General features: G+C 37.4%; 20 protein-coding genes. 15 read left to right on the top strand and 5 right to left on the bottom strand.

Features of this window, described 5'->3' with window-relative positions; translation table 11 throughout:
• Nucleotides 1–49: 49 nt before the first annotated feature.
• From QVE09_RS28375 to QVE09_RS28355, 5 genes are all read left to right on the top strand, one after another.
• The gene (locus QVE09_RS28375; protein ID WP_315939517.1) at nucleotides 50–892 is read left to right on the top strand and encodes a hypothetical protein; all 843 of its coding nucleotides are present in this window, start codon (nucleotides 50–52) and stop codon (nucleotides 890–892) included.
• A 97-nt stretch (nucleotides 893–989) separates the two neighbouring features.
• On the top strand, nucleotides 990–1,220 hold the full coding sequence (locus QVE09_RS28370) for a hypothetical protein (protein ID WP_315939516.1): 231 nt from the start codon (nucleotides 990–992) through the stop codon (nucleotides 1,218–1,220).
• Nucleotides 1,221–1,302: 82 nt separating this feature from the next.
• Complete coding sequence (locus QVE09_RS28365; protein WP_315939515.1) at nucleotides 1,303–1,938, top strand: AAA family ATPase; 636 nt, start codon at nucleotides 1,303–1,305, stop codon at nucleotides 1,936–1,938.
• Nucleotides 1,939–2,043: 105 nt separating this feature from the next.
• The gene (locus tag QVE09_RS28360) at nucleotides 2,044–2,418 is read left to right on the top strand and encodes a hypothetical protein (RefSeq protein ID WP_315939514.1); all 375 of its coding nucleotides are present in this window, start codon (nucleotides 2,044–2,046) and stop codon (nucleotides 2,416–2,418) included.
• A 108-nt stretch (nucleotides 2,419–2,526) separates the two neighbouring features.
• On the top strand, nucleotides 2,527–4,332 hold the full coding sequence (locus QVE09_RS28355) for a serine hydrolase domain-containing protein (RefSeq protein ID WP_315939513.1): 1,806 nt from the start codon (nucleotides 2,527–2,529) through the stop codon (nucleotides 4,330–4,332).
• Nucleotides 4,333–4,524: 192 nt separating this feature from the next.
• Here the strand turns inward: QVE09_RS28355 and QVE09_RS28350 are convergent, their stop codons facing one another.
• Nucleotides 4,525–4,905, bottom strand: a complete 381-nt coding sequence (locus tag QVE09_RS28350) for a hypothetical protein (protein WP_315939512.1) — start codon at nucleotides 4,903–4,905, stop codon at nucleotides 4,525–4,527.
• Between the two features lie 172 nt (nucleotides 4,906–5,077).
• Between QVE09_RS28350 and QVE09_RS28345 the strand changes: the two genes are divergently transcribed.
• Nucleotides 5,078–5,269 carry a tyrosine-type recombinase/integrase gene (locus QVE09_RS28345; RefSeq protein WP_315939549.1) on the top strand — a complete coding sequence of 64 codons (192 nt, stop codon included), beginning with the start codon at nucleotides 5,078–5,080 and terminating at the stop codon, nucleotides 5,267–5,269.
• Between the two features lie 175 nt (nucleotides 5,270–5,444).
• Here the strand turns inward: QVE09_RS28345 and QVE09_RS28340 are convergent, their stop codons facing one another.
• A complete protein-coding gene (locus QVE09_RS28340; protein ID WP_315939511.1) occupies nucleotides 5,445–5,732 on the bottom strand; it encodes a hypothetical protein in 288 nt (95 codons plus the stop codon).
• Nucleotides 5,733–5,884: 152 nt separating this feature from the next.
• Here QVE09_RS28340 and QVE09_RS28335 point away from each other — a divergent pair, with 152 nt between their 5' ends.
• From QVE09_RS28335 to QVE09_RS28305, 7 genes are all read left to right on the top strand, one after another.
• Complete coding sequence (locus QVE09_RS28335) at nucleotides 5,885–6,112, top strand: helix-turn-helix domain-containing protein (protein ID WP_315939510.1); 228 nt, start codon at nucleotides 5,885–5,887, stop codon at nucleotides 6,110–6,112.
• Between the two features lie 175 nt (nucleotides 6,113–6,287).
• Complete coding sequence (locus QVE09_RS28330; RefSeq protein ID WP_315939509.1) at nucleotides 6,288–7,202, top strand: DUF4238 domain-containing protein; 915 nt, start codon at nucleotides 6,288–6,290, stop codon at nucleotides 7,200–7,202.
• A gap of 426 nt (nucleotides 7,203–7,628) precedes the next feature.
• Complete coding sequence (locus QVE09_RS28325; RefSeq protein WP_315939508.1) at nucleotides 7,629–8,501, top strand: hypothetical protein; 873 nt, start codon at nucleotides 7,629–7,631, stop codon at nucleotides 8,499–8,501.
• A 236-nt stretch (nucleotides 8,502–8,737) separates the two neighbouring features.
• A complete protein-coding gene (locus QVE09_RS28320) occupies nucleotides 8,738–9,814 on the top strand; it encodes a hypothetical protein (protein WP_315939507.1) in 1,077 nt (358 codons plus the stop codon).
• A 340-nt stretch (nucleotides 9,815–10,154) separates the two neighbouring features.
• The gene (locus tag QVE09_RS28315) at nucleotides 10,155–11,714 is read left to right on the top strand and encodes a hypothetical protein (RefSeq protein ID WP_315939506.1); all 1,560 of its coding nucleotides are present in this window, start codon (nucleotides 10,155–10,157) and stop codon (nucleotides 11,712–11,714) included.
• A gap of 543 nt (nucleotides 11,715–12,257) precedes the next feature.
• On the top strand, nucleotides 12,258–13,199 hold the full coding sequence (locus QVE09_RS28310; RefSeq protein WP_315939505.1) for a hypothetical protein: 942 nt from the start codon (nucleotides 12,258–12,260) through the stop codon (nucleotides 13,197–13,199).
• Between the two features lie 166 nt (nucleotides 13,200–13,365).
• Nucleotides 13,366–14,490 (top strand): AbiJ-related protein, encoded by a 1,125-nt coding sequence (locus QVE09_RS28305; protein ID WP_315939504.1) that lies wholly within the window; start codon nucleotides 13,366–13,368, stop codon nucleotides 14,488–14,490.
• Between the two features lie 140 nt (nucleotides 14,491–14,630).
• Here the strand turns inward: QVE09_RS28305 and QVE09_RS28300 are convergent, their stop codons facing one another.
• Nucleotides 14,631–14,876: a helix-turn-helix domain-containing protein gene (locus QVE09_RS28300; protein ID WP_315939503.1), complete on the bottom strand. Its 246-nt coding sequence runs from the start codon at nucleotides 14,874–14,876 to the stop codon at nucleotides 14,631–14,633.
• Between the two features lie 164 nt (nucleotides 14,877–15,040).
• On the opposite strand from QVE09_RS28300, the gene QVE09_RS28295 reads away from it, so the two are divergent.
• Entirely contained in the window at nucleotides 15,041–15,226 is a 186-nt protein-coding gene (locus tag QVE09_RS28295) for an aspartyl-phosphate phosphatase Spo0E family protein (protein ID WP_315939502.1), read from the top strand.
• 33 nt (nucleotides 15,227–15,259) lie between these two features.
• Nucleotides 15,260–15,562, top strand: coding sequence for a hypothetical protein (locus tag QVE09_RS28290; RefSeq protein ID WP_315939501.1), 303 nt, complete (start codon nucleotides 15,260–15,262; stop codon nucleotides 15,560–15,562).
• Between the two features lie 124 nt (nucleotides 15,563–15,686).
• Here the strand turns inward: QVE09_RS28290 and QVE09_RS28285 are convergent, their stop codons facing one another.
• Nucleotides 15,687–17,366: a type 2 periplasmic-binding domain-containing protein gene (locus QVE09_RS28285; RefSeq protein WP_210107484.1), complete on the bottom strand. Its 1,680-nt coding sequence runs from the start codon at nucleotides 17,364–17,366 to the stop codon at nucleotides 15,687–15,689.
• 318 nt (nucleotides 17,367–17,684) lie between these two features.
• Complete coding sequence (locus tag QVE09_RS28280) at nucleotides 17,685–19,295, bottom strand: response regulator transcription factor (protein ID WP_315939500.1); 1,611 nt, start codon at nucleotides 19,293–19,295, stop codon at nucleotides 17,685–17,687.
• Between the last annotated feature and the right edge of the window lie 73 nt (nucleotides 19,296–19,368).

Below are 19,368 nucleotides of genomic sequence, written 5' to 3'. Positions count from 1 at the left end.
CAGGAAATTAACAAGTCAAAAAAAAAATAATGATAACTTGCGAGGCATTATGAAATTAATAAAATTAAAGGGCAGTAAAACTGAAGAAGATATAAGAAGAGAATTAGTAGGATCGCATGAGTCATTATTTAATGATGAAATAAGATCAGGATTGCTTTCAGTTATTAAGAGGTTTTTTCCACAAATGAAAACTGCCTATATTTTGTTCTGGACACCTGAACACGGGGAAGACATTTTTTCGTTGCTGATTAATAACGATAGAATTGCAAAAGTAGAAATTGATCGTTACGACCAAGATATTGAACCTATAATTGAAAGCAAACAACTAGACAATGTCTATTTAAAAGGACTTAGGAAATATTCACAGATTAGATTAGCGATTGCACTTGAACTTGTAAATATGGATCTTCAAGAAGAAGAAAAAATTAAAGGAGTTTCTGAATTGAAGAATCAAAAGCGTTTAATAATTTTGTTATTTCTTTTAATAATACTAGCCCTAACTGGTTGTAATTCAAACAGTGTGAAGACGGATGGAATTGTTGAGGACGGGTTGAACATAAACTCGATATCAATTGGACTGGGAGGGAGCGAAGAAGATGAAGGTATAACAGTCGTAACATATCATTTCAATCTATGGAATAGGACCAATAAATCAATAATCCTAAAAACAGTTGAACCAATTATAAGTAATGGGATTCAGGAGCGATTAATGGATAGAGACATTAAATTGGACATAAATAAGAAAGTTGATGGTAATACTTCGGAAGCACTGACAGGTACTTTTAAATTAGATACAAAAGGGCTTGATAAAGAAGGAATAATCAAGTTAAACATTAATGTTAAAGAATTTAATATAGCATTTGAACAAGTCATAGGAATAAACGAACCTTAAGGCTCAGCAATATCGGATAACAAAGTGTTAATGATATGGGACAGGTATCCTTTTTGCTGAAAATAGTGGTGTTTTCTTTAAAGGAGGATCTTAAATAATGAGAAAACGACATTCTATTGAAAAAGCGGAGTGGTCAGAAACAAGAGAGAACCAGTATCACAAAGACTGTAAGGATATTGTATTTTCATTTGGCGATAGACTCATTGAAGTGGATGGAACGGTATATTTGAAACGGAAAGAAGTCGAGATTAAGGTATTAAAACCTCTTAAACGAAAAACATTTTGGTATGAAACATGGCTAAAGATCAAAGAAATCTACAATACATAGTCTAATATAAATTCAACATGATCGCTTAAGAGCCAGTGAAGGTTGATTAATCATTTGGTGAGTAATATCTGGAGGTAATTGAATGACGATAATTTGTCTCGAAGGTGCCAGTTCGGTAGGTAAAAGTACCACTTGTCAGCAGTTCGCTACACAATATGATGCGTTTATAGTTCCAGAAACAGGGTTCCTTTTTGAATCTCCTCAACTTGACGGTAAGGAACTTATGATGTGGTTGCTGGAGAGACAAATCGATAGATGGCATATAGCATATGAGAAGAATCAACAACATGAGTATGTGATATTGGATGGAGATGTATTTAAGATTTGGTACAGCTGGATATATGGTTCTGAACACCTATCTTTAGATGAAACAGCGAACTTTTTTAGAGAGAAGTTATTGAAGAATGAAATATCATTACCGGATGCTTATGTACTATTCTGGGCTGAAGAAGATGAGTTGCGCAAGCGAAAGGAGATGGATCAGACAAGATCCAGAAGAAATTTTGATAAACATCTGCGCATGATTGAACCTCAAATGAGATACTTCCATTACCTTAATGAACTGGTACCAGGATATGTAGGGATTCATAAAGCAGAGACTGTAGCAGATAATATACATCATATTGTAAAGCATAGCGAGACATTACCGGACATAAAAAAACGCGAGAGCGAGATCTTTGATAGAGTAATTGATTTTTACAAGAGTACTACTCCTTAATCTTAGTGTGGCTTTTGATATCAGATCTCAAAGCTACTCTAGCCGTGTCTTGGATAACTGACCAAATACTGCGAACCAAGGAAAAAGGAATATGTGAGGTGAGTTATGGGCGTAAGAAAAAAATATAAACGTAAAATCGTTCGCTCCAATCGATTGTTTTATTGGTATGTTGAACCGGATATAGACGATGAAGGAATAATCAAATTACATATCGTTTCTGAGGATAAGAAGTTAATCGTCACTTATGAAGTGGGACAACACAGTATTAAGAACAAGCCCCCATTTACAGTCATCATCGGAGAAGAATTCGAAGGCTGGACAACAGAGTATATAGGATACAGAAGAGTACTCACACCGAAATGGAGCGATGAGATCATCACGCCAAAATTAATAGGTGCAATCATTGATTGGTGTCTCTTGAAAGATAAAGAAGTAAACATCGTTAATTGGAAAGGTGAACTTCTCCGACCTATCTCCTGAATGGTGTAATTGCATTTGAGAATAATTTAGATTCATGTGGACTCTTTTGAAAACGCATACTTGAGAACAAGAAATTCAATTACCATTTAATATAAAAGGAGAGAAGCTATGCAGATGAATCGTAGACATCACACGGTAAACAAAGTAATCGCTTGTGTTCTGTCATTCATATTTATCATTATGGCAATAGCGGTACCCGCCCACGCTGTAGAGAAACAGGTGGAGACTACACCATCCAGGATTCCTTTATCCAAGTTAGAGGAAACGATTGATGCTTATGTAGCCTCGTATGAGAAGTATACCGCTGCCGTTTCGGTTGTGGCTATCAAAGATGGTGAAACCATTGTGAATAAGGCATATGGTTATGCAGATATTGAGAATCAGCGGAAGGCGGATACCTCCACTGTTTTTGAGTGGGCTTCAATCTCTAAACTGCTGGTCTATACAAGTGTGATGCAGCTTGTCGAACAAGGAAAGCTCGATTTGGAGACGGATATCCAGGAATATCTGCCAGAGGGGTTCTTTAAAAAGCTGAAATACGATGATCCGATTACCCTATTGAACCTGATGCATCACAATGCGGGTTGGGAAGATCAAACAATGGCCGAGGTGTTTTATTACTCCGAGGATGAAACGTTAGAATTAGGAGAAACGCTGCGTAAAAATGAGCCGAAACAGATCTATAAACCGAATAGCATAGTGGGTTATTCGAACTACGGCGTTGGTCTAGCCGGTTACATCGTGGAAGAGATAAGTGGTCAACCTTTTTATGAATATGTCGATCAACATATTTTCGAACCGCTTCATATGAACGACACTTCAATTCATCCAACGGGGAAAGATCATCCGGACGTAGTGCGAAGAAGGAGTGAGGTTGAAGGATATACGAAAGATTTGAAACTGATCCCTGAGAACAGAGTATACGTAACGTTTTATCCTACAGGGGCAGCGATTGGGACAGCAGAAGATTTAGGCAAATTCCTTGCAGCATTGATGCCTGTAGATGATAGCAATGTATTATTTAAGAACAGGGATACGTTGAACGAAATGTTGTCAACAAGTCTATATTATGAAGGCACTTCTACTCCGCGATTTGCGCATGGGTTCGTTGAGATGGAATACTGGGTGCCTACACTGATGCACGAGGGGAATTTGAAAGCATTCTCCAGCAAAGTTGTCTTTGATCCCCAATCTAAATTTGGGATGGTCGTCATGACAAACCAGTCTTTTGAGGAGATTTATTATTATGGTCTTATCAGCGAAATTTTTGGTGATAACGTCAATTCTAATAGAGTTACGTCGGAGGGGGGAGGATATTTCCAATCCGCACGACGCGTAGCCGCTAGATTTACTAATTTATTTACGTTTCTTGATATAACGAAATATACCAAAGCTGACATAGCAAAATCTTATAATGTTGTCGAGCATAATGGTGTTGTTGAGAAAATTTCCGTCACTCCTTATATTGATTATTTGCCTGTATCGAATCTAAAGGTAAACTTGATTAAGATATCTTTTATTCCTGCTTTGCTTGCCACCATTTTTACTATAATTGCTTTGATCGGCTATTTAATCCGGATGCTTCTTAACAAACTACATAAACGAGGAAATCCTACCACCAATTTTAATAAATATCATCTTGCAATTAACTTTGCAGGTGTAGCACTCCTTCTTAATCTTTTCATCATACACACGAAGTTGAGGTTTCCAAATTACCCTGCTTATTCTTCGTTACGGATCAATTTAATGTTTAACCTACTTTATGTAGTTCTAGCAGTGGCGTATTTTGGCTTTCTTATCTACAAACTGCGGAAGAACAGTTACAGCAAAAAGCAAAAGGTGATGTACATTATGTCTGGCATCTCGGCTTTCATCTTGGCTGCTTTTGTTGTGGGATGGAATTTGTATGTTTAGAAGATTAAACGCTGAATATAGATATTCAAAGCATTGCAATGGCTCGCGGATGACTTCTATACATCATTGATATTAAGTGGCGTTAGCTAAAAGGAGTAAAGACAGCAGCTCCTTATTGAGAACTGCTGTCTTTGTCTTAGTTCGCCCTTTGGCAACGTGTGCCTCGGCATATTGAAGGAGATCAAGATCATCCTATTTTTTGTCTCTCAAAATAAATATTTTAATGGAACTGTAAATGACCACTAGAATATTCAATAATAATAGACCTATATATCCATCCGTTAATTTTGTTCTTTCAATCCACTTATTCACTAACTCTCCAGAGAGAGCTTGTTTTCCTAAATATTTATCTATATCATTCTGATCTATTTCATCTATATATATAAGTGGAAACTCCATGCTGTTGGATGAAGCAGCTAGCGGCGGATAGAAATCTACCCATTTTTGACCTGCCCATCGATCATACTTATAACTAATGTCTCCGCTGGAATCAAGGGTGTCCCATCTAAGAAAACCCAATATGACTAGAATGCAAAGTGTGATGACGCTAATTATTAGCTTCTTGTTAATCAAATAAACACCATCCTTATTCTGTCTATTAAACAGCACCGTTGTATTAAACAACTGCATCATCCGTTATATTTTATCAGTATTTTCCGTTATCTGTAAGTGTATTGTTTTCTACCCGCTGAAATGGTAGTAAGGTATACCAACCTTAAACATAAGGCCGTATTGTTTCTGACCTATTTTTCCGGGCCATGCCCTGAGAGACTCCTTCGCCACTCAGTTGCTGGAAAACGTGATAGATCTACGATACTTTCAGGAGCTACTACTCGGTCATACGAGTGCACGAACAACTCAGCGATATACGCATATTAGTAAGAAAAATATTCAACGCATTCAAAGTCCATTGGATTGTCTGGACATGGGAGATTGAGTATCCTGATATAACTCCCTTTTTCACCAAATTTTTCTTCGCAAATATCACCGCATAGGTTATCATATACGTAGTTCAGATATCTGGTAGGGTGTGTGGTATTTACGAAGTACATAGATTATATGTTATACGACAGAATCAAAAACAATAATAGAAAAGAGGATCATATGATCCTCTAAATGCTAGAGTTTTGCAATTCACAAAAGAGTTGTAAAGCGTCTTTAAAACTTTGGATGTATATACTTCTTTCTAAGATGGATTGAAGAGAAATTTGAGCGTCTTCGTAAAGAAAAACCGTATGTTGAAGTTGATCAGGTAAAGCATCACGAAGTGTTTTAAAGTATTGATCTGCCTCCGCAGAAATCTGGTTGTAATCCGTATGGTATTCCAGAAGCTCGGTATAGAGTAACTCTAAACGTATTCTTATGAGTGGTTCTGTTAATGATTCTAACGTATTGATCATATACTATTCCTCCTTCGATTAACTCTATAGAGTTATCATATAACCTCATGGAGTTAATTACAAGGTGATATTTGACTTTATAGAGTTGAAAATTCGCTTTTCGTTGATGATTATTAGTGTGGAAGATAAGATAGAGCTATGGAGGGGAAAAGATGAAATTGATCAAGTGTAATATACGAGAACTCATGGCAGAACATCGAATAGATGATATAACGGAATTGATGGTGAGATCAGGTCTAAGTCGGAACTCAATCAACAAGTTATATAGGGAGAAAAATATAGAAACAACCAAATTAGAAACACTTTTCAAGTTGTGTGATACGTTTAATTGTAAGTTGTCTGATTTGATCGAATATGTACCAGAAGAAGATGAATATTGAAGTATACATTCGAGAAGGGATTGTGCAGTGTAACACAATATTCAAGTAGAGGCTCTTAACGGAGCCTTGGTCTACGGGAAGGATTTCACTGAGACATTTCTGTAGACACATACGACATTCGTCGAATGTCGTAAATACACAAACGTTATACAATATTAAAGAGAGGTGGATCTAAATGGAGAAAAAAAGAAAACAACATTATGTATGGGAATATTATTTAACTGCATGGGCAAGTAACCAACAAGTATATTGTCTAAGAGATCATAAAATTTTCCCGACAAATACGGAAAATATCTTACAAGAGAGAGACTTTTATCGTATTGGATCTTTTAATCTTGAAACAATTGAATTGATAAAACAATTACTTGCACCAAAAAATAATTCGAATTCGTATCTAATAAAAGACATGATTGAAGACTATTTTAGCGTTTATTTTGAAATCGAATCGAAAAAAATGGACTCAAGTAGTGCTGATATCTTGATAAATAATTATATAGAAGATTTACATTCTAAGGTTGAATCTGAGGCTAAAAAATATATAGAGAGTCTAAGAAATAAAAATATAGAATTCTATAAAGATGAATTTAATAGGATACGTTTCACTACCTTCATAATGGCACAGTATTTAAGAACCAATAAAATGAGAAATAACTTTATATCTAATATGAATACACCAGATTTGATAGAAAAAAGTTTAAAAACACACTGGAAAGACCCATTAAATGGACTTAAAGAAGCGTGGCCTATTTTTCATGTGATTTTATCAAGTATGTTAGCTGCCGGGCTTGCATTGCAAAAATATAATTGTGTATTACTAGAAATATCAGGTGAATGTGAATTCATAACCGGAGATCAACCTGTAATAAATACTAAATCTATAGGAATAAATATTCTTTCTGAAGTAAAAGAATTAGAGTTTTACTATCCTATAACTAATAAATTAGCTGTATTGCTAACTGATAAAAATATTGGAGATAAAATATCTCTTAGCTGTGAACATGTGGACGCTTACAACAAATTGATTATGAGGGCAAGTGACAAAGCTTTAGTAGCAACAAATAAAGAACTTCTAGATAGATATAGAACCTAACATCGTATATCAAAGTATTCACGCTGTGACTGTGCTCTCTTGGTTCGAAAGGCGTTAACACCTCGGATTGCCGGATCGTAAATAAAGGAACGTCATACAACAGAGTCAATTGAAAAAAAGATTAAACAATATTCGAATGACTAGGGCGTGTACGCAAACTCGGGCGACGTGCATCTTGACCTGCCTTTTCACCCTCTACTGGATTCGTACCTAAAGCGCGTACGATTCCAGCGACGCTGCGTCACTTCTCCTTGACGTGCCCCGGCACGCCTTCGGAAAAGTTCCTTGTATAGAACGAAAAATTCAAATCAATCTGCCTCCCTCGGAGTTTGCGTACACGCCCTAGTTTTCTTATAACAAAGCATGCTTCATAAGTGGATAATTCGTTTGAACGAATCTTACTTTTAAATCGAAAGGATTACTAAAATGTCAAACAGAACATATGAAGATGTTGTTAAATATGTCGAAGAGCAAAATCACAAAAAATGCAAAGTTTTAAGTGCAAAACCAGAGCAAACTTTTGAGGATTTAGGAGTTGAGGTAAGGGTTTGGAATGTGAAAACTGATAATGAAGGTTCTTGGTGGGTCGTTGAAGGTGATACAGTTCCAATGAACTTATATCCTCAAGATGCTTATTATTTTGGTACAGATGAAGCTTACTCTTTTCACATGGGGATAATGCAGCGTATGAAGGCATCTACTTATAAACCAGAAGACTATGTAAGTGCAATGACTATGGACAGTGATATAGCTCCACAATTATTCAGGAAGCTAAAGAAAATTGCTACATTAATTGATACAGCAGTAGAAGTTGAGGATTTTCAAGCAATCGGAGTTCAATGTAGAGAAGTATTGATTGAATTAGGTAATTTAATTTATTTCCCTGAAATGGCCGGAGAGAACGAACAGCCTCAAGCCTCAAATTTCAAGAAAAAAGCCGAACTTTTTGTCCAATACTATTTGGCTGGTTCAGATAATAGTGATTATCGAAGCATTATAAAAAAACTAACTGAATCGACTTGGGATTATTCAAATAAAATCACACATTCGCAGAATGCTACATTTTATGAAGCATCATCGTGCGTATCTTTGTGTACATCATTAGTAGGAGTGTACGAGAATGTTAGACAAAAAGCTACTGATCTACTGGCACAATACAAGTGTAAAAACTGTACAAGCAAGAAATTAGAAATTAATGATCACGAAGCAACTGAGAAAGGCATTGTTACAAAACTCTTTTTAGAATGTGAAGAATGTGGAGAAGTTACTGAAATAATATTTGAAAATACTGAAGAGTAAAAACATTAAAGCTATTGATTTGATTATGTAGCAAATTCGTGGGAAATGACTCCGTCGTATAACACAATATTCACGCTGCGGGTATACGCCCTTGGTCCGTCAGTCGCCGGACACTCGACATGCGTCGAGTCGTGAATACAGGAACGTTATCGGAACAGACTTGCAGACAATCAAAATAATATAATTAATTATTCAAAAGAAGTTGTTTATTTTAAATGGAGAGAGGAGATAAATAAGTGGATTCTAAAATTGCATTTGGAGTAGGGTGCTTTCATTTTGGCTTAAAAGCTGGGACTAATACAACTATGGGAGAATATTTTAACGAGCTTCAAAAAATGCTTGAATCAATATCGAATATAAGTGAAATAGATATTGAATTTTATGAAGAAGATTATGATCTCTCTGAAGATGTTTTCATTTCTCCTAATAATAGGGGCATATCAAATGGTGGAACTCTTGAACCATACATAGAAGATTTAAAAATTTCATTTGATATTTTCATACCTAAAAGAATTCAAGAAGATTTAGGTCACTCTCATAGCTTTTTTAAAACAGAAAGGTTCAGAGTTTTAATTAATTACACTTACTATTTTCCTGTGTCAATCATACAATTATTAGAGCCTTTGAATAATGATGTTTTACCATCTTCTGCCGTGATTCTTGTCCGGGAATTTTTAAGAAAAGAATTTTCTAAAGTGAAATCGTTTATTGATTTTCAAGTACTTGGACCCAGCCCTTTCCACGCAGATTTCTTTATAGAGAAAGGTGAACAAATTCAGAGGCCGTTTTCAATTTCAATTGCTCAAGCAAAAGGATATGACCAAGTGGTTATTTCGTATAATGACCATATCAACGCGGCAGAAGCTTTAGAAGAAATACTCTTTGAAACCCTCAGTGAATTCGGTTTTTTTTACCAACTAAACCATTCTAATTCCGTGACGCATAGAAAATGGATGGTGATTGAAAGCAATCTTGATACATTAGTAGAGATAAAGAAGAATAGGAAGCACTTCAAAAACTTCTTTGAAACTAACAAGATTATTAATGAATTATTTATTAACATTAGCTATTTTGAAAAAGATCAAATTATATATAAATCCTATATTCAAAAAAGCAAAAGGAGCATTACTCATTTTATTTTTTATATAGATAGAGAAATCGATGAGCGAATAAACTATCCTACTAAGCAAGTGACAGAATTCATCAAACTTTATGAAAACCAAAAATTGAATGTATACGTTATGTCAGCTACAGTAATAGCTGCGGTTTCCGGAGGATTGATAGGTGCTTTGATAACTACATTTTTTAACTAATGTTATGTAATGAAGAAATAAATTTTTGGAAATATAATTAAGAGAATAAATTTGTAGGGAAGGCAAGACCATCTGATAACATAATATTCACGCTGCGGCTCCTTCGGAGCCTTGGTCTCTAAGATGGATTTCGAAGAAGTACTTCGGCAGACAACCCTTTTGGGGTTCATGAATACAGGAACGTTAGGTGAAATAGGTATATGATTCTACTTCTTTAAAAGTTACTCAGAAATTAAAAATATAAAAAGTGCGCGAACTCAAGTTTTATTTTGACTCTTATCTGACTTAAATAGATTTATGGACAGATACTAAAATACTTTTTAGAAAGAAGTTGATATTGATGGATAGACAACAAGCATACTATGAAGGTTCTAGGCTTTATTCTCAAGCCCGTGATGGATATAAATATCTTTATGAGAACTTAGATCCTACGCAGATTCTAAATGATTTGCATAAAAAAGAAATAAGCGATTTTGAGAACAGTAATGAAATAAAACTAATTTTAGATAAGCTAAAGAAAGATACATCAACGTTAGCTGAAACGATTTCAGTGTATCATTCTTTGCCTATTTTAATTGAAACGGTAACACAATGTTACTATTCAGGTCCCAATAAGCTCAAAACAATGGGAATGGGGATAAAAATGGCTATTTCTCTTATATGGAAAAACGAAATTAATAATAATGTTTTCTCGGAATCTAAATCCTTAAAAGATATAAAAAAATTAGTTTCAAATTGTTTTCAAATTGAAAGGCTGGAGACCCTACTTCACGTTTACATGCTATATGAAGATACTAAAAGAGATGCGGAAGTAACAGATAGTAATATATATAAATTTATGGGAAATTTTAAAAAAAAATCTATAATGAAGTTTAGAACGGTAGGCTTTTCGGTAGAAGTTTTTTTGGAGAATTATTCAGAAGCTTTGTTTTCTGTAATGAGAGTTATCAATGGTGCTGAACCCAAAGATATTTCTCTGTTTTCAAATACTATTTTTTGTGAAATTCCTTCTAATAATATTAATTTTTGGAGTGGTTTATGGGCTAGATTGATGCTATTAGTTGTTAGTTCACAAGTGAGAGAACGAATTGGACTAGACAATATGGGAGTATGTATTTTTGGAGAAGTACCGATAAACACAAGTTTTTCAGCTAGAAAGAAAAAAATTATTGATAAAGAAATAGAAAATTGCTTCTGGACTAAATCTTGGTATGAAAAAAGTTCAGGTAGAGATTTATCAGGCTTAATAGTGGACCGTCCAGTTTTGAGAATATCAGATAAATTATTTATATCTTCATCAACTGCTATTGTTGATTCAATAAGTTGGTACATAGAAACAACGATAATGAACGAACAATATCCATATTCTCCAGGGAAAAAAATAATTGATAAAAATGGAAAGAAAATAGATTTATTTAAAAAATTCATTTCAGGAGCTTTTGAAAATGAAATTTCTGATATGCTAGATAAATTCGGATTTTTATCCGGCAATGTTAGTGACAAAGGATTATGGAAAACTCCGAAAGGAGATATTAAATTATATAACGATCATGCATCGTTGCCGGGAGAAATAGATGTGCTAGCTTACCATAAGGAGAAAAAACTTTTACTAGTAATAGAATGCAAAGTGTTGTCGTTTATTATGGATTATAATAGATTGAAAAATATGTTAAGTAAGACGGGAGCTTCTGATAGTGAGAAATTCCACCGTAAATTGAGCAAAAAAATAACTTGGGTGGAATCAACAAATTATTTTAAGTATGAAATACATAAGGAAGGTATTGTCGGCGTAATTTGTCTGGATCATGATTTCCCGTTATTAGGAGATGGAGAATTTATTGTTCTACATAAGGGAGTACTAGCTAAATTTCTAGAAGATTTTTTTTCTGATGATTATTAGAAATAAAAACGCAAGCTGGAATCAAGTAATTAGAAGACGATTAAAATTGAATGCTTATGCTATATGATGTGGCTCTTCACCACAAGTTATCCTTAAATTCAATTACCTGAATTGTATAGCTTTAACGTCTACAAGGTGAAGTTTCTTGAAAGTTTGTGCATTTTAGTTTAATAAATCGGGTGTATGTTTGCTATTCGAATTATCAAGGACACTTAGTGGTTAGGAGCCTATGATGTGTTGAAATGTCTTTCAGTTTAAAACGCTGGGACCTATTACACTTTTATTAAGTGTTTAAAGGATAAAGTATAAGGGATGAATACAGCTCGAAATTTGCTAGATCTTTTACATAGAGGTGGAACATAAAACATCCAACTTCACCTAACAAAATATTCACGCTGCGGACATTCGTTCTGGGTCTGGCATTCGCCAGACACCCGACATGCGTCGGGTCGTGAATACAGGAACTTTATGCGTGAGCTAGTCTGAAATATATTTATTGTCAAAGTATAATCATATCTAACAAATATACTAAGGAGTGTTGTAGTGAACAATAAGGATAAATTTACATTAAATAAATTGAAGGGGAATTTTGGTGAAAACATTGCAAAAACACATTTCGAGCTGTTAGGTTATTCAGTAAATTTAATAGGCATTGAAAATATAGCAGTTGAATATTGTATGAACGTAGAGTTTAGTAAGAAAGATTCTTTCAGCGATGCGGTACAATCTCAAATTCAAAATATGCCTGATCTGTTGGTGTCGAAAAATGAGAATAAGTTACTGAAATCATTCTTTGTAGAATGCAAAGTGTGTGGTACTTTCCCGAATTTAGAGGAGAAAGCTTATAGCTTGTATTGGAATTATAGAAACATGATATGGACGGATACAGTTCCAAATGATGTAATTAATCTTTTGCGTGATAATGAAGAGATGTATTATTCTGTATTATTCGATGGTATGAATCCAGATGAAGTTGATGATGATAGTAGAATTTTTGAATGTGTTTTTATTGAATGGAAAAGATACAAATTTGATTATGGCCCAAAATTAAAAAAAGCTGCTTTTGAGTGTTTCCTAAACCATTTCACATATTTTGATACGGATATTCTATCTTGGAATTACGTTAAGTTAGATTTTGGAATACCTATTAAGATACCGCTGATTTTCTATATGGTTATTTTGGATACCTCTACCTCAGCCACTAAAGATAATTTAAGAAGATATAAGGATTATTTGCAAGAGTTCAATAGTTTAATAGAGAAAGAGTTCAAAAAAAATATAATTAGTGAGTTAATAAAGGAATATGAAAATATGATAAATGGAAGTAAGGAGATTCCCAATGTTTTTTGCCATTATAATTTATTACCGTTTTGGATTCCTGGTAACAGTATTATTTTGAGTAAGTATCAGGATAGTTATTTTAAGGGTTTTGAGAATGCCTATAATGCTATTGGAAAAGATTTTTTTAAATATATAAACGATTAGTACAATATGAAGGATATGAAAACACACTAAACAACATATAACAGGCAGTTACCAAAATGGCTGAGAAGCGCCACTTCAGTAACTTCCAAAACGTTATCTGAAAGATCCGCTATAGATTTTAATATTGTAACAATACTCAGGGATATGCATTTTTCAGGGGGGAAATATGACTAATACAATTACTGAAATAACTAGACGAAATCTAATGGATGAACTACTTTTAATGCCCTTTAGTATTGAAGGACGGACTGATTTTATTGTCTTTTTAAAGAGAGTGTGGCCGTTAAATAAGATGAGTTCAACAGATAGTAGATTTAAGGATGCTGAAGGAGACATATGGCAACATATGATTAGGAATAGTGATTGGGAAATTGATTTTCTATATTTAGAATATCTTGATGTGTTGAATATACCAGATCCAATATTTGTGGAATTCTTAGAACAGATATTACATCCTATTATAAGAGCAGATAGAGACGAACAAGAGGTTTGTTTAGAAATAATAGATAAACATATTGCAAGAGATGGCTACAAAATGCAAGAAGTAGATCAAATGTCCGGCTACCCCGTATATGGTGCAGTAAATATAAAAAATGGTCCTAAAGGGAATATAAAAAACCTTATTTTTTCTGCTGATGGATATAAGCCTGAAATTGTAATAACAGACTCCTTAGAAAATAGTATTGAGATTATTAAAAATGGGGAGTTTTGTCTTGTTTATGATAGACCTATTCCTTCAAGTGGCTTGATGTGGAATGATCTTGTCAATTGGTGGGCCGTTCGAGAAGATGAAAGTGATCTTAAAAAAGCAGAAAGAAGTCTTTTTCTTAGATTAAGAAAGTCACTTGATTCAGAGCCAGAGAGATTATTGTTTAATGTATACTTTAAACAATTCTATAAAGAAGACCGTATTTTTCCTGCTCTAATTCCTCAAGTTTATCTTCATTATGCTCCATACACTATGAAACAATTAAAAGGAAAAGCACGAATTAATCGACAGCGTATGGATTTTTTGATGCTACTTCCGGCAAGTATACGTGTTGTATTAGAAGTTGATGGGAAACAGCATTATTCCGTAGGAGAGAAATCCAGTCCAAAATTATATTCAGAAATGGTTTCAGAGGACAGGAAATTGAAACTTAAAGGGTATGAGGTATACAGATTTGGAGGATATGAATTAAGTGTTGAATCTGGAGAAGAAACAATGGTTGAATTCTTTGAGCAGATGAAATCTTCGTATATATGCGTCCCAAAAGCATCGCCTGGGAATAAGACAATCAGTATTAAGTAGCCTGTTGAGTTTTAGACAGGCTTTTTTTATTGCATAAAACCATCGGAAAGATGGTAAAAGAGTTGATGTTTTCGCGTTTATAATCAAATGCATTCGTTCACAGGGAAATTAAGGTTTATAGACGGAAATTAAAAAATCAATTAATCTTCCCCAAGTAAATAACCCACAGAAACTTCTAAAGCTTTCGCAATCATCACCACTTCATAATCCTGAACAAGACGATATTGACCCTCTAGACGTGAGAGACTGGTCTGACTGATATCCAAACCCAATGTTTGTAATCGGGCTAAGAATTCTCTTTGTTTAATGCCTTTACTTTTACGGATAGTTACGACTCGGGAGCCTATGATGTTTTTGTCGCCAGGTGGTTCTTGTCTATGCTTCATTATGTACACCTCTCATTTCAACCAAATTGTATGAGAAATAATGGTTGTTTTAATGCGAATATCGAATTAAAATAAAATAAACCGATAATCGCATTAAAAATGACTGCTCATGTCTAGTCTTAACAAGGCATGCCGTAGTTTAGACCCATCAGAGAGGTGGATGTATGAGCCGGTTGCTTGACTTATTGGAAGAGGAACGGCGCAAGCTTAATCAGCTTGGAGAGGCATCCTTGAAGCAAGCGATTCCGTTATCAGAGAATCTCGAAGTGCAGGAACAGAGCCGTATTGTAGATGAACTTGTGGCTCGAGTGGGTGAAATGAAAGTGAGACATAATCGAGTTGTTCGATGATGAGAGTACATAATGCATAGGGGAGGAGAAGCAATGGATTTTCCACCGTGGTTGGAACAAGCGATTCAGGCAAGGCTGGAAGAGGTATCTGCCCAGGTTGAGCAAGATTCTGAATTGAGTCGTGTGCGTTGGGAAACAGACGAAGCATTTGCAACTTTGTTTGCAGATAAGGATGTTGAACAGACAGCGGAATATACCGAGTGGGAGAATCGCTACATTGTCAGCAAGGGCATAGAGAATGAACGGTTATATATGCAAGGACTGAGGGACGGAATTCAACTCACAGTATCCTTGCTAGGTGTGTCAATGCCGGAGGAGATTGATACGAAGGCTTGATCCACTAACGCGAATCCATAAGTCAGGGGAAGCGGCCCCGATCTTAACTTAAAAAACCAGCCGAAGCGGTAGATTACACGCTTCGGCTGGTTTTTTAACGATCTACTTTTCCAAAATCCAACTCTTACTTCGCACTCACAGACTTAAACCATTCATTCACTTCTTGCGTGATCTGATCACCGCCATTGGATTTCCAATTGGCTACGAATTGGTCAAAGGCATCAATTGGCAGATTGCCGTAGATGATTTTGTTGAAGGTTTCCATCTCGGACTGACGGAGCAGGTTCCATTTGGATACCATGGTTGGTGTTGCAGCGCCTGTAAAATAGTTTTGTTTACGGACGTCGATCTGGGACATAACGACTTTACCTGCATACCAGTTTTCCGGTTTACGGAATTCGGCCATTTGTTTCTCGTAAGGTGTTTCAGGCTTCTCGCCATTGGCCAACTTCACGAGGGTTTTCATGTACAGATCCGGGATACGTGCCGGGCCGGTCAGGAACGGGAATTCGTTGGAGAAGTCTTTGATCTTCTCTTTGTCACTGGTCGGTTGTCCGTCAATGATATCCCAGTCGTAACCTTTGGCGAAGCCGTATTCATACTCACTGCCCGCAGCCGGGTTAGCCAGGTTATCGAGCAAGTAGTTGTAGTACAGGAAGATGGCTTCTGGATGCTTCGCATCCTTGTTGATCATGATACTTGCGTTGACACCAGAGTTCTGCCACTTCGTACCGATCTTGCCGTCTGGGCCAGCTGGAACAGGGTAAGCTTTATACTTTGAGCCAGGTACGTTCTTCAGCAGGTCAGGTGCAGGCCAGTCCGGTACCCAGTTTGCGCCAGGCAGAATGCCTGCTTTGCCAGCTGTCCAGCTTTCAGCGGATTTACCTTCGTCCCACAGAGCGGAGTCAGCGTGGATATAACCTTTATCCATCCATTCAGCCAGCTTCGCAAGGGCTTGTTTGGCACCCGGGTTAACGGAGCCGTACTCGAGATTGCCGTTCGCGTCTTTGTTCCATTGCTCCTCAATAGTACCGTATGCACCGAACAACCAGTCAAGCTGACCCATCCAGGTGTTGGTGTTATTTTTCAGCGAGATCGCCAGAGGGAATACTTTGTCTGGAGACAGACCGTCCGGGTTCTCGTTCTTGAATTTGTCCATGATGTTCTCAAGGTCTGCAATGGTTTTTGGAGCTTCCAGGTTCAGCTTCTCCATCCAGTCCTCGCGGAGCCAGAGCAGTGTATCGTCGTTATCGGTGTACTCCATGATCGGCATGTTGTATTTCTTGCCGTCCTTGGTGAACGGATACCACAGTTCAGGATGTGCTGCTGCGTGATCTTTCAGAGTCTGACTCGCATACTTATCGAACAACTCATCGATGGCGATGAATTGACCGGAGTCGATCAGTTGATTGGTCAGTACCGCATTGGTGGGTACCGTTACGAAATCAGGCAGCTTTTCGCCAGAGGCGATAGCCAGTTGCAGTTTTTGTCTGTATTGATCGTCATTGGCCGGATACCAGGTATCTTTGTGCTTCATACCCAGCGTTTCGAGCATCCAGCGATCGTGCACGTTGTTTTCTTTGGTATCTCCTTGCACGTATTTCTTCGGCATTAATACCGAACTGAACTCGATGGGTGGGTCATATTTTCCTTTGGCAAAAGCAGCTTCTGCTTCCGCTGAGCCGACTGTTCCCGGCGTATTATCGCTACCATTGTCACTGGCTGTCTCGCCACTGCCGCACGCAGTGATCGTGATGAGCGCGATAACCATGAGCAGTGACCACCATGTTTTGAATTTGATCATTGTTCAATCCCCCTACGGTGTATGATCTTTATAAATGCGTGTTCAAAAAGGCCGGTTTTCAGTACCGAGAAGATGGGATGAAGCTAGAAATGGAGTAGCGGAGCGTAGATAGAGCTACGTGAGCAACGGACATTTCGGTTGAATCCCATATTCGATGCTGATAATGCCGCTAGGCATCCTTCGTAATCAAAAGCGGACTTTTTGAACAACCTCTACAATGTAACTGTACCAATTTGGGCGGGAGGGCATCTATATGAGTTTGTTAGTTTCGATAGGACTCTATTAGTGAATGTTCCAAAAGAACGGTTTTCAGTCATGTTATTTATGCTGGTCTCTGTATTCCTGCGGCGTAACGCCGAACTGGCGCTTGAACACTTTGATAAAATAAGCCGGGTCCATATAACCAATCTCCATGCTGATTTCATACACTTTTTTAGTGGTCGTGACCAGCTTGTGGCAGGCCCGATCCATACGCAGGCGCGAGATATAATCACTGATGCCTTCGCCGGTTTCTATCTTATAGATTTTGGACAAATGGGTCGGGTGCAGATTAACATGGTCGGCCAGTACACGCAAAGACACATCCAGATGCAGGTTCTTATCCGTAAAATCCTGAATCTTCTTCACATACTCGGAACGGATGTCCTTGATCTCGTTGGACGTGCCTTCCTTGAGTTTGCCCAGCACACTGAGCGACCATTTCCGCAATTTGCTGATGGTGGCGAAAACTTCCCCACTTTGCAAATCCTCGACATCATTGCCCATTAAAGTGGTCAGAGTCAGTTTGTTCCGGTGGGCAATATTGGTGAATGAAGCCGTAATAAGAAATCCTGCCTCCATGCAGTGCTCCCAGGATTCCGACCATTTCTCATCCAGCTCTGCGCAGACCGCGAGGATTTTCTCTTCCGCTGCATCCCACTGTCCGCTCTCTAGCAGACTAATGAAGGTGGGCGGGGTATACAGCACATCGAGTGGACCTTGCGCCGCAGGCGTCTCAACATCGCTGACACGCATGACAAATTCGCGTTCGTCGCCAACGATCTGCCGGAAATAGGCCGAAGCCTGACGGAAACGATCGTAAAGCTGATCCGGAAAGGTGAACCACTCGGTGATAACGATGGAGAGGGAGCCTTTCAGAAATTGTTTTACTTTGGATTGAAGCTGAATGGATAGCTTCTCCAAAATGGTTTCTTTGCCAAAATCGCCTTTCCGATCTTTCAACTGAAGTAAAAACACCAGATATCCGTGCTCCTCCTTCACGCCCCACACTTCCATAAACTCACCCATAATCTCTTCCGCCATATTGATGATCGCATATTCGATCAGGGTCTGATCATTGCTGTCATAGTGTCCGAATTCTTCTTCTAAACGAACCAACATTAACGCGGCATCCCCGGTATGAAAGGGCAGATTGTAATTGGCGAGCTTCCGATCCCATTCCGCAGCGGCGATTCGTTGTCCTTGCAACGCCCCTAGGAGCAGTCGTCCCCGCAAATGGGGGAGATTCTCTCGCAACGTAAACTGGGTTCGTGTCAGTGAACTGACGAGTTCCCATTCGTTATTTAATTGATCGATGGCCTTCTGAACAGCACCCATTAATTCATCGTCAGTTGGGGGCTTGAGCAGATAGTCTACAGCTTCGAACTGGATGGCTTTTTTGGCGTAATCAAATTCGGAATACCCGGATAACAGGATACATTTTATTTTTTTGTCACGGATGCGGATGCGTTCGATCAGTTCAATGCCTGTCATTTCGGGCATCTGAATGTCTGAGATCACGATATCGATGGGGTGAGTGTCGATCATTTGAAGTGCTTCGTGTGCCGAGTATGCCTTATGCACATGTTCGATCCCCAGCGTATGCCAAGGCTTGGTCATGGACAGGTTATCGACCCAGTGTGCTTCATCGTCTACGATCATCATTTGCATGTTTGTATTGTCTCCTTGGTGGTTGAACGCAGACATATGTACACTTGCCACTCCGATGACAGAATAACCTTCC

This window comes from Paenibacillus sp. ClWae2A, from assembly GCF_032452295.1.
In the GTDB taxonomy this organism is placed as follows: domain Bacteria; phylum Bacillota; class Bacilli; order Paenibacillales; family Paenibacillaceae; genus Paenibacillus.
This window is presented reverse-complemented; position numbering and strand designations above follow the sequence as displayed.

Coding starts and splice junctions, on each gene's coding strand:
- QVE09_RS28375 (WP_315939517.1), top strand. CDS start 50: ATGAAATTAATAAAATTAAAGGGCAGTAAAACTGAAGAAGATATAAGA.
- QVE09_RS28370 (WP_315939516.1), top strand. CDS start 990: ATGAGAAAACGACATTCTATTGAAAAAGCGGAGTGGTCAGAAACAAGA.
- QVE09_RS28365 (WP_315939515.1), top strand. CDS start 1,303: ATGACGATAATTTGTCTCGAAGGTGCCAGTTCGGTAGGTAAAAGTACC.
- QVE09_RS28360 (WP_315939514.1), top strand. CDS start 2,044: ATGGGCGTAAGAAAAAAATATAAACGTAAAATCGTTCGCTCCAATCGA.
- QVE09_RS28355 (WP_315939513.1), top strand. CDS start 2,527: ATGCAGATGAATCGTAGACATCACACGGTAAACAAAGTAATCGCTTGT.
- QVE09_RS28340 (WP_315939511.1), bottom strand. CDS start 5,732: ATGATCAATACGTTAGAATCATTAACAGAACCACTCATAAGAATACGT.
- QVE09_RS28335 (WP_315939510.1), top strand. CDS start 5,885: ATGAAATTGATCAAGTGTAATATACGAGAACTCATGGCAGAACATCGA.
- QVE09_RS28330 (WP_315939509.1), top strand. CDS start 6,288: ATGGAGAAAAAAAGAAAACAACATTATGTATGGGAATATTATTTAACT.
- QVE09_RS28325 (WP_315939508.1), top strand. CDS start 7,629: ATGTCAAACAGAACATATGAAGATGTTGTTAAATATGTCGAAGAGCAA.
- QVE09_RS28315 (WP_315939506.1), top strand. CDS start 10,155: ATGGATAGACAACAAGCATACTATGAAGGTTCTAGGCTTTATTCTCAA.
- QVE09_RS28305 (WP_315939504.1), top strand. CDS start 13,366: ATGACTAATACAATTACTGAAATAACTAGACGAAATCTAATGGATGAA.
- QVE09_RS28300 (WP_315939503.1), bottom strand. CDS start 14,876: ATGAAGCATAGACAAGAACCACCTGGCGACAAAAACATCATAGGCTCC.
- QVE09_RS28295 (WP_315939502.1), top strand. CDS start 15,041: ATGAGCCGGTTGCTTGACTTATTGGAAGAGGAACGGCGCAAGCTTAAT.
- QVE09_RS28290 (WP_315939501.1), top strand. CDS start 15,260: ATGGATTTTCCACCGTGGTTGGAACAAGCGATTCAGGCAAGGCTGGAA.
- QVE09_RS28285 (WP_210107484.1), bottom strand. CDS start 17,366: ATGATCAAATTCAAAACATGGTGGTCACTGCTCATGGTTATCGCGCTC.
- QVE09_RS28280 (WP_315939500.1), bottom strand. CDS start 19,295: ATGCAAATGATGATCGTAGACGATGAAGCACACTGGGTCGATAACCTG.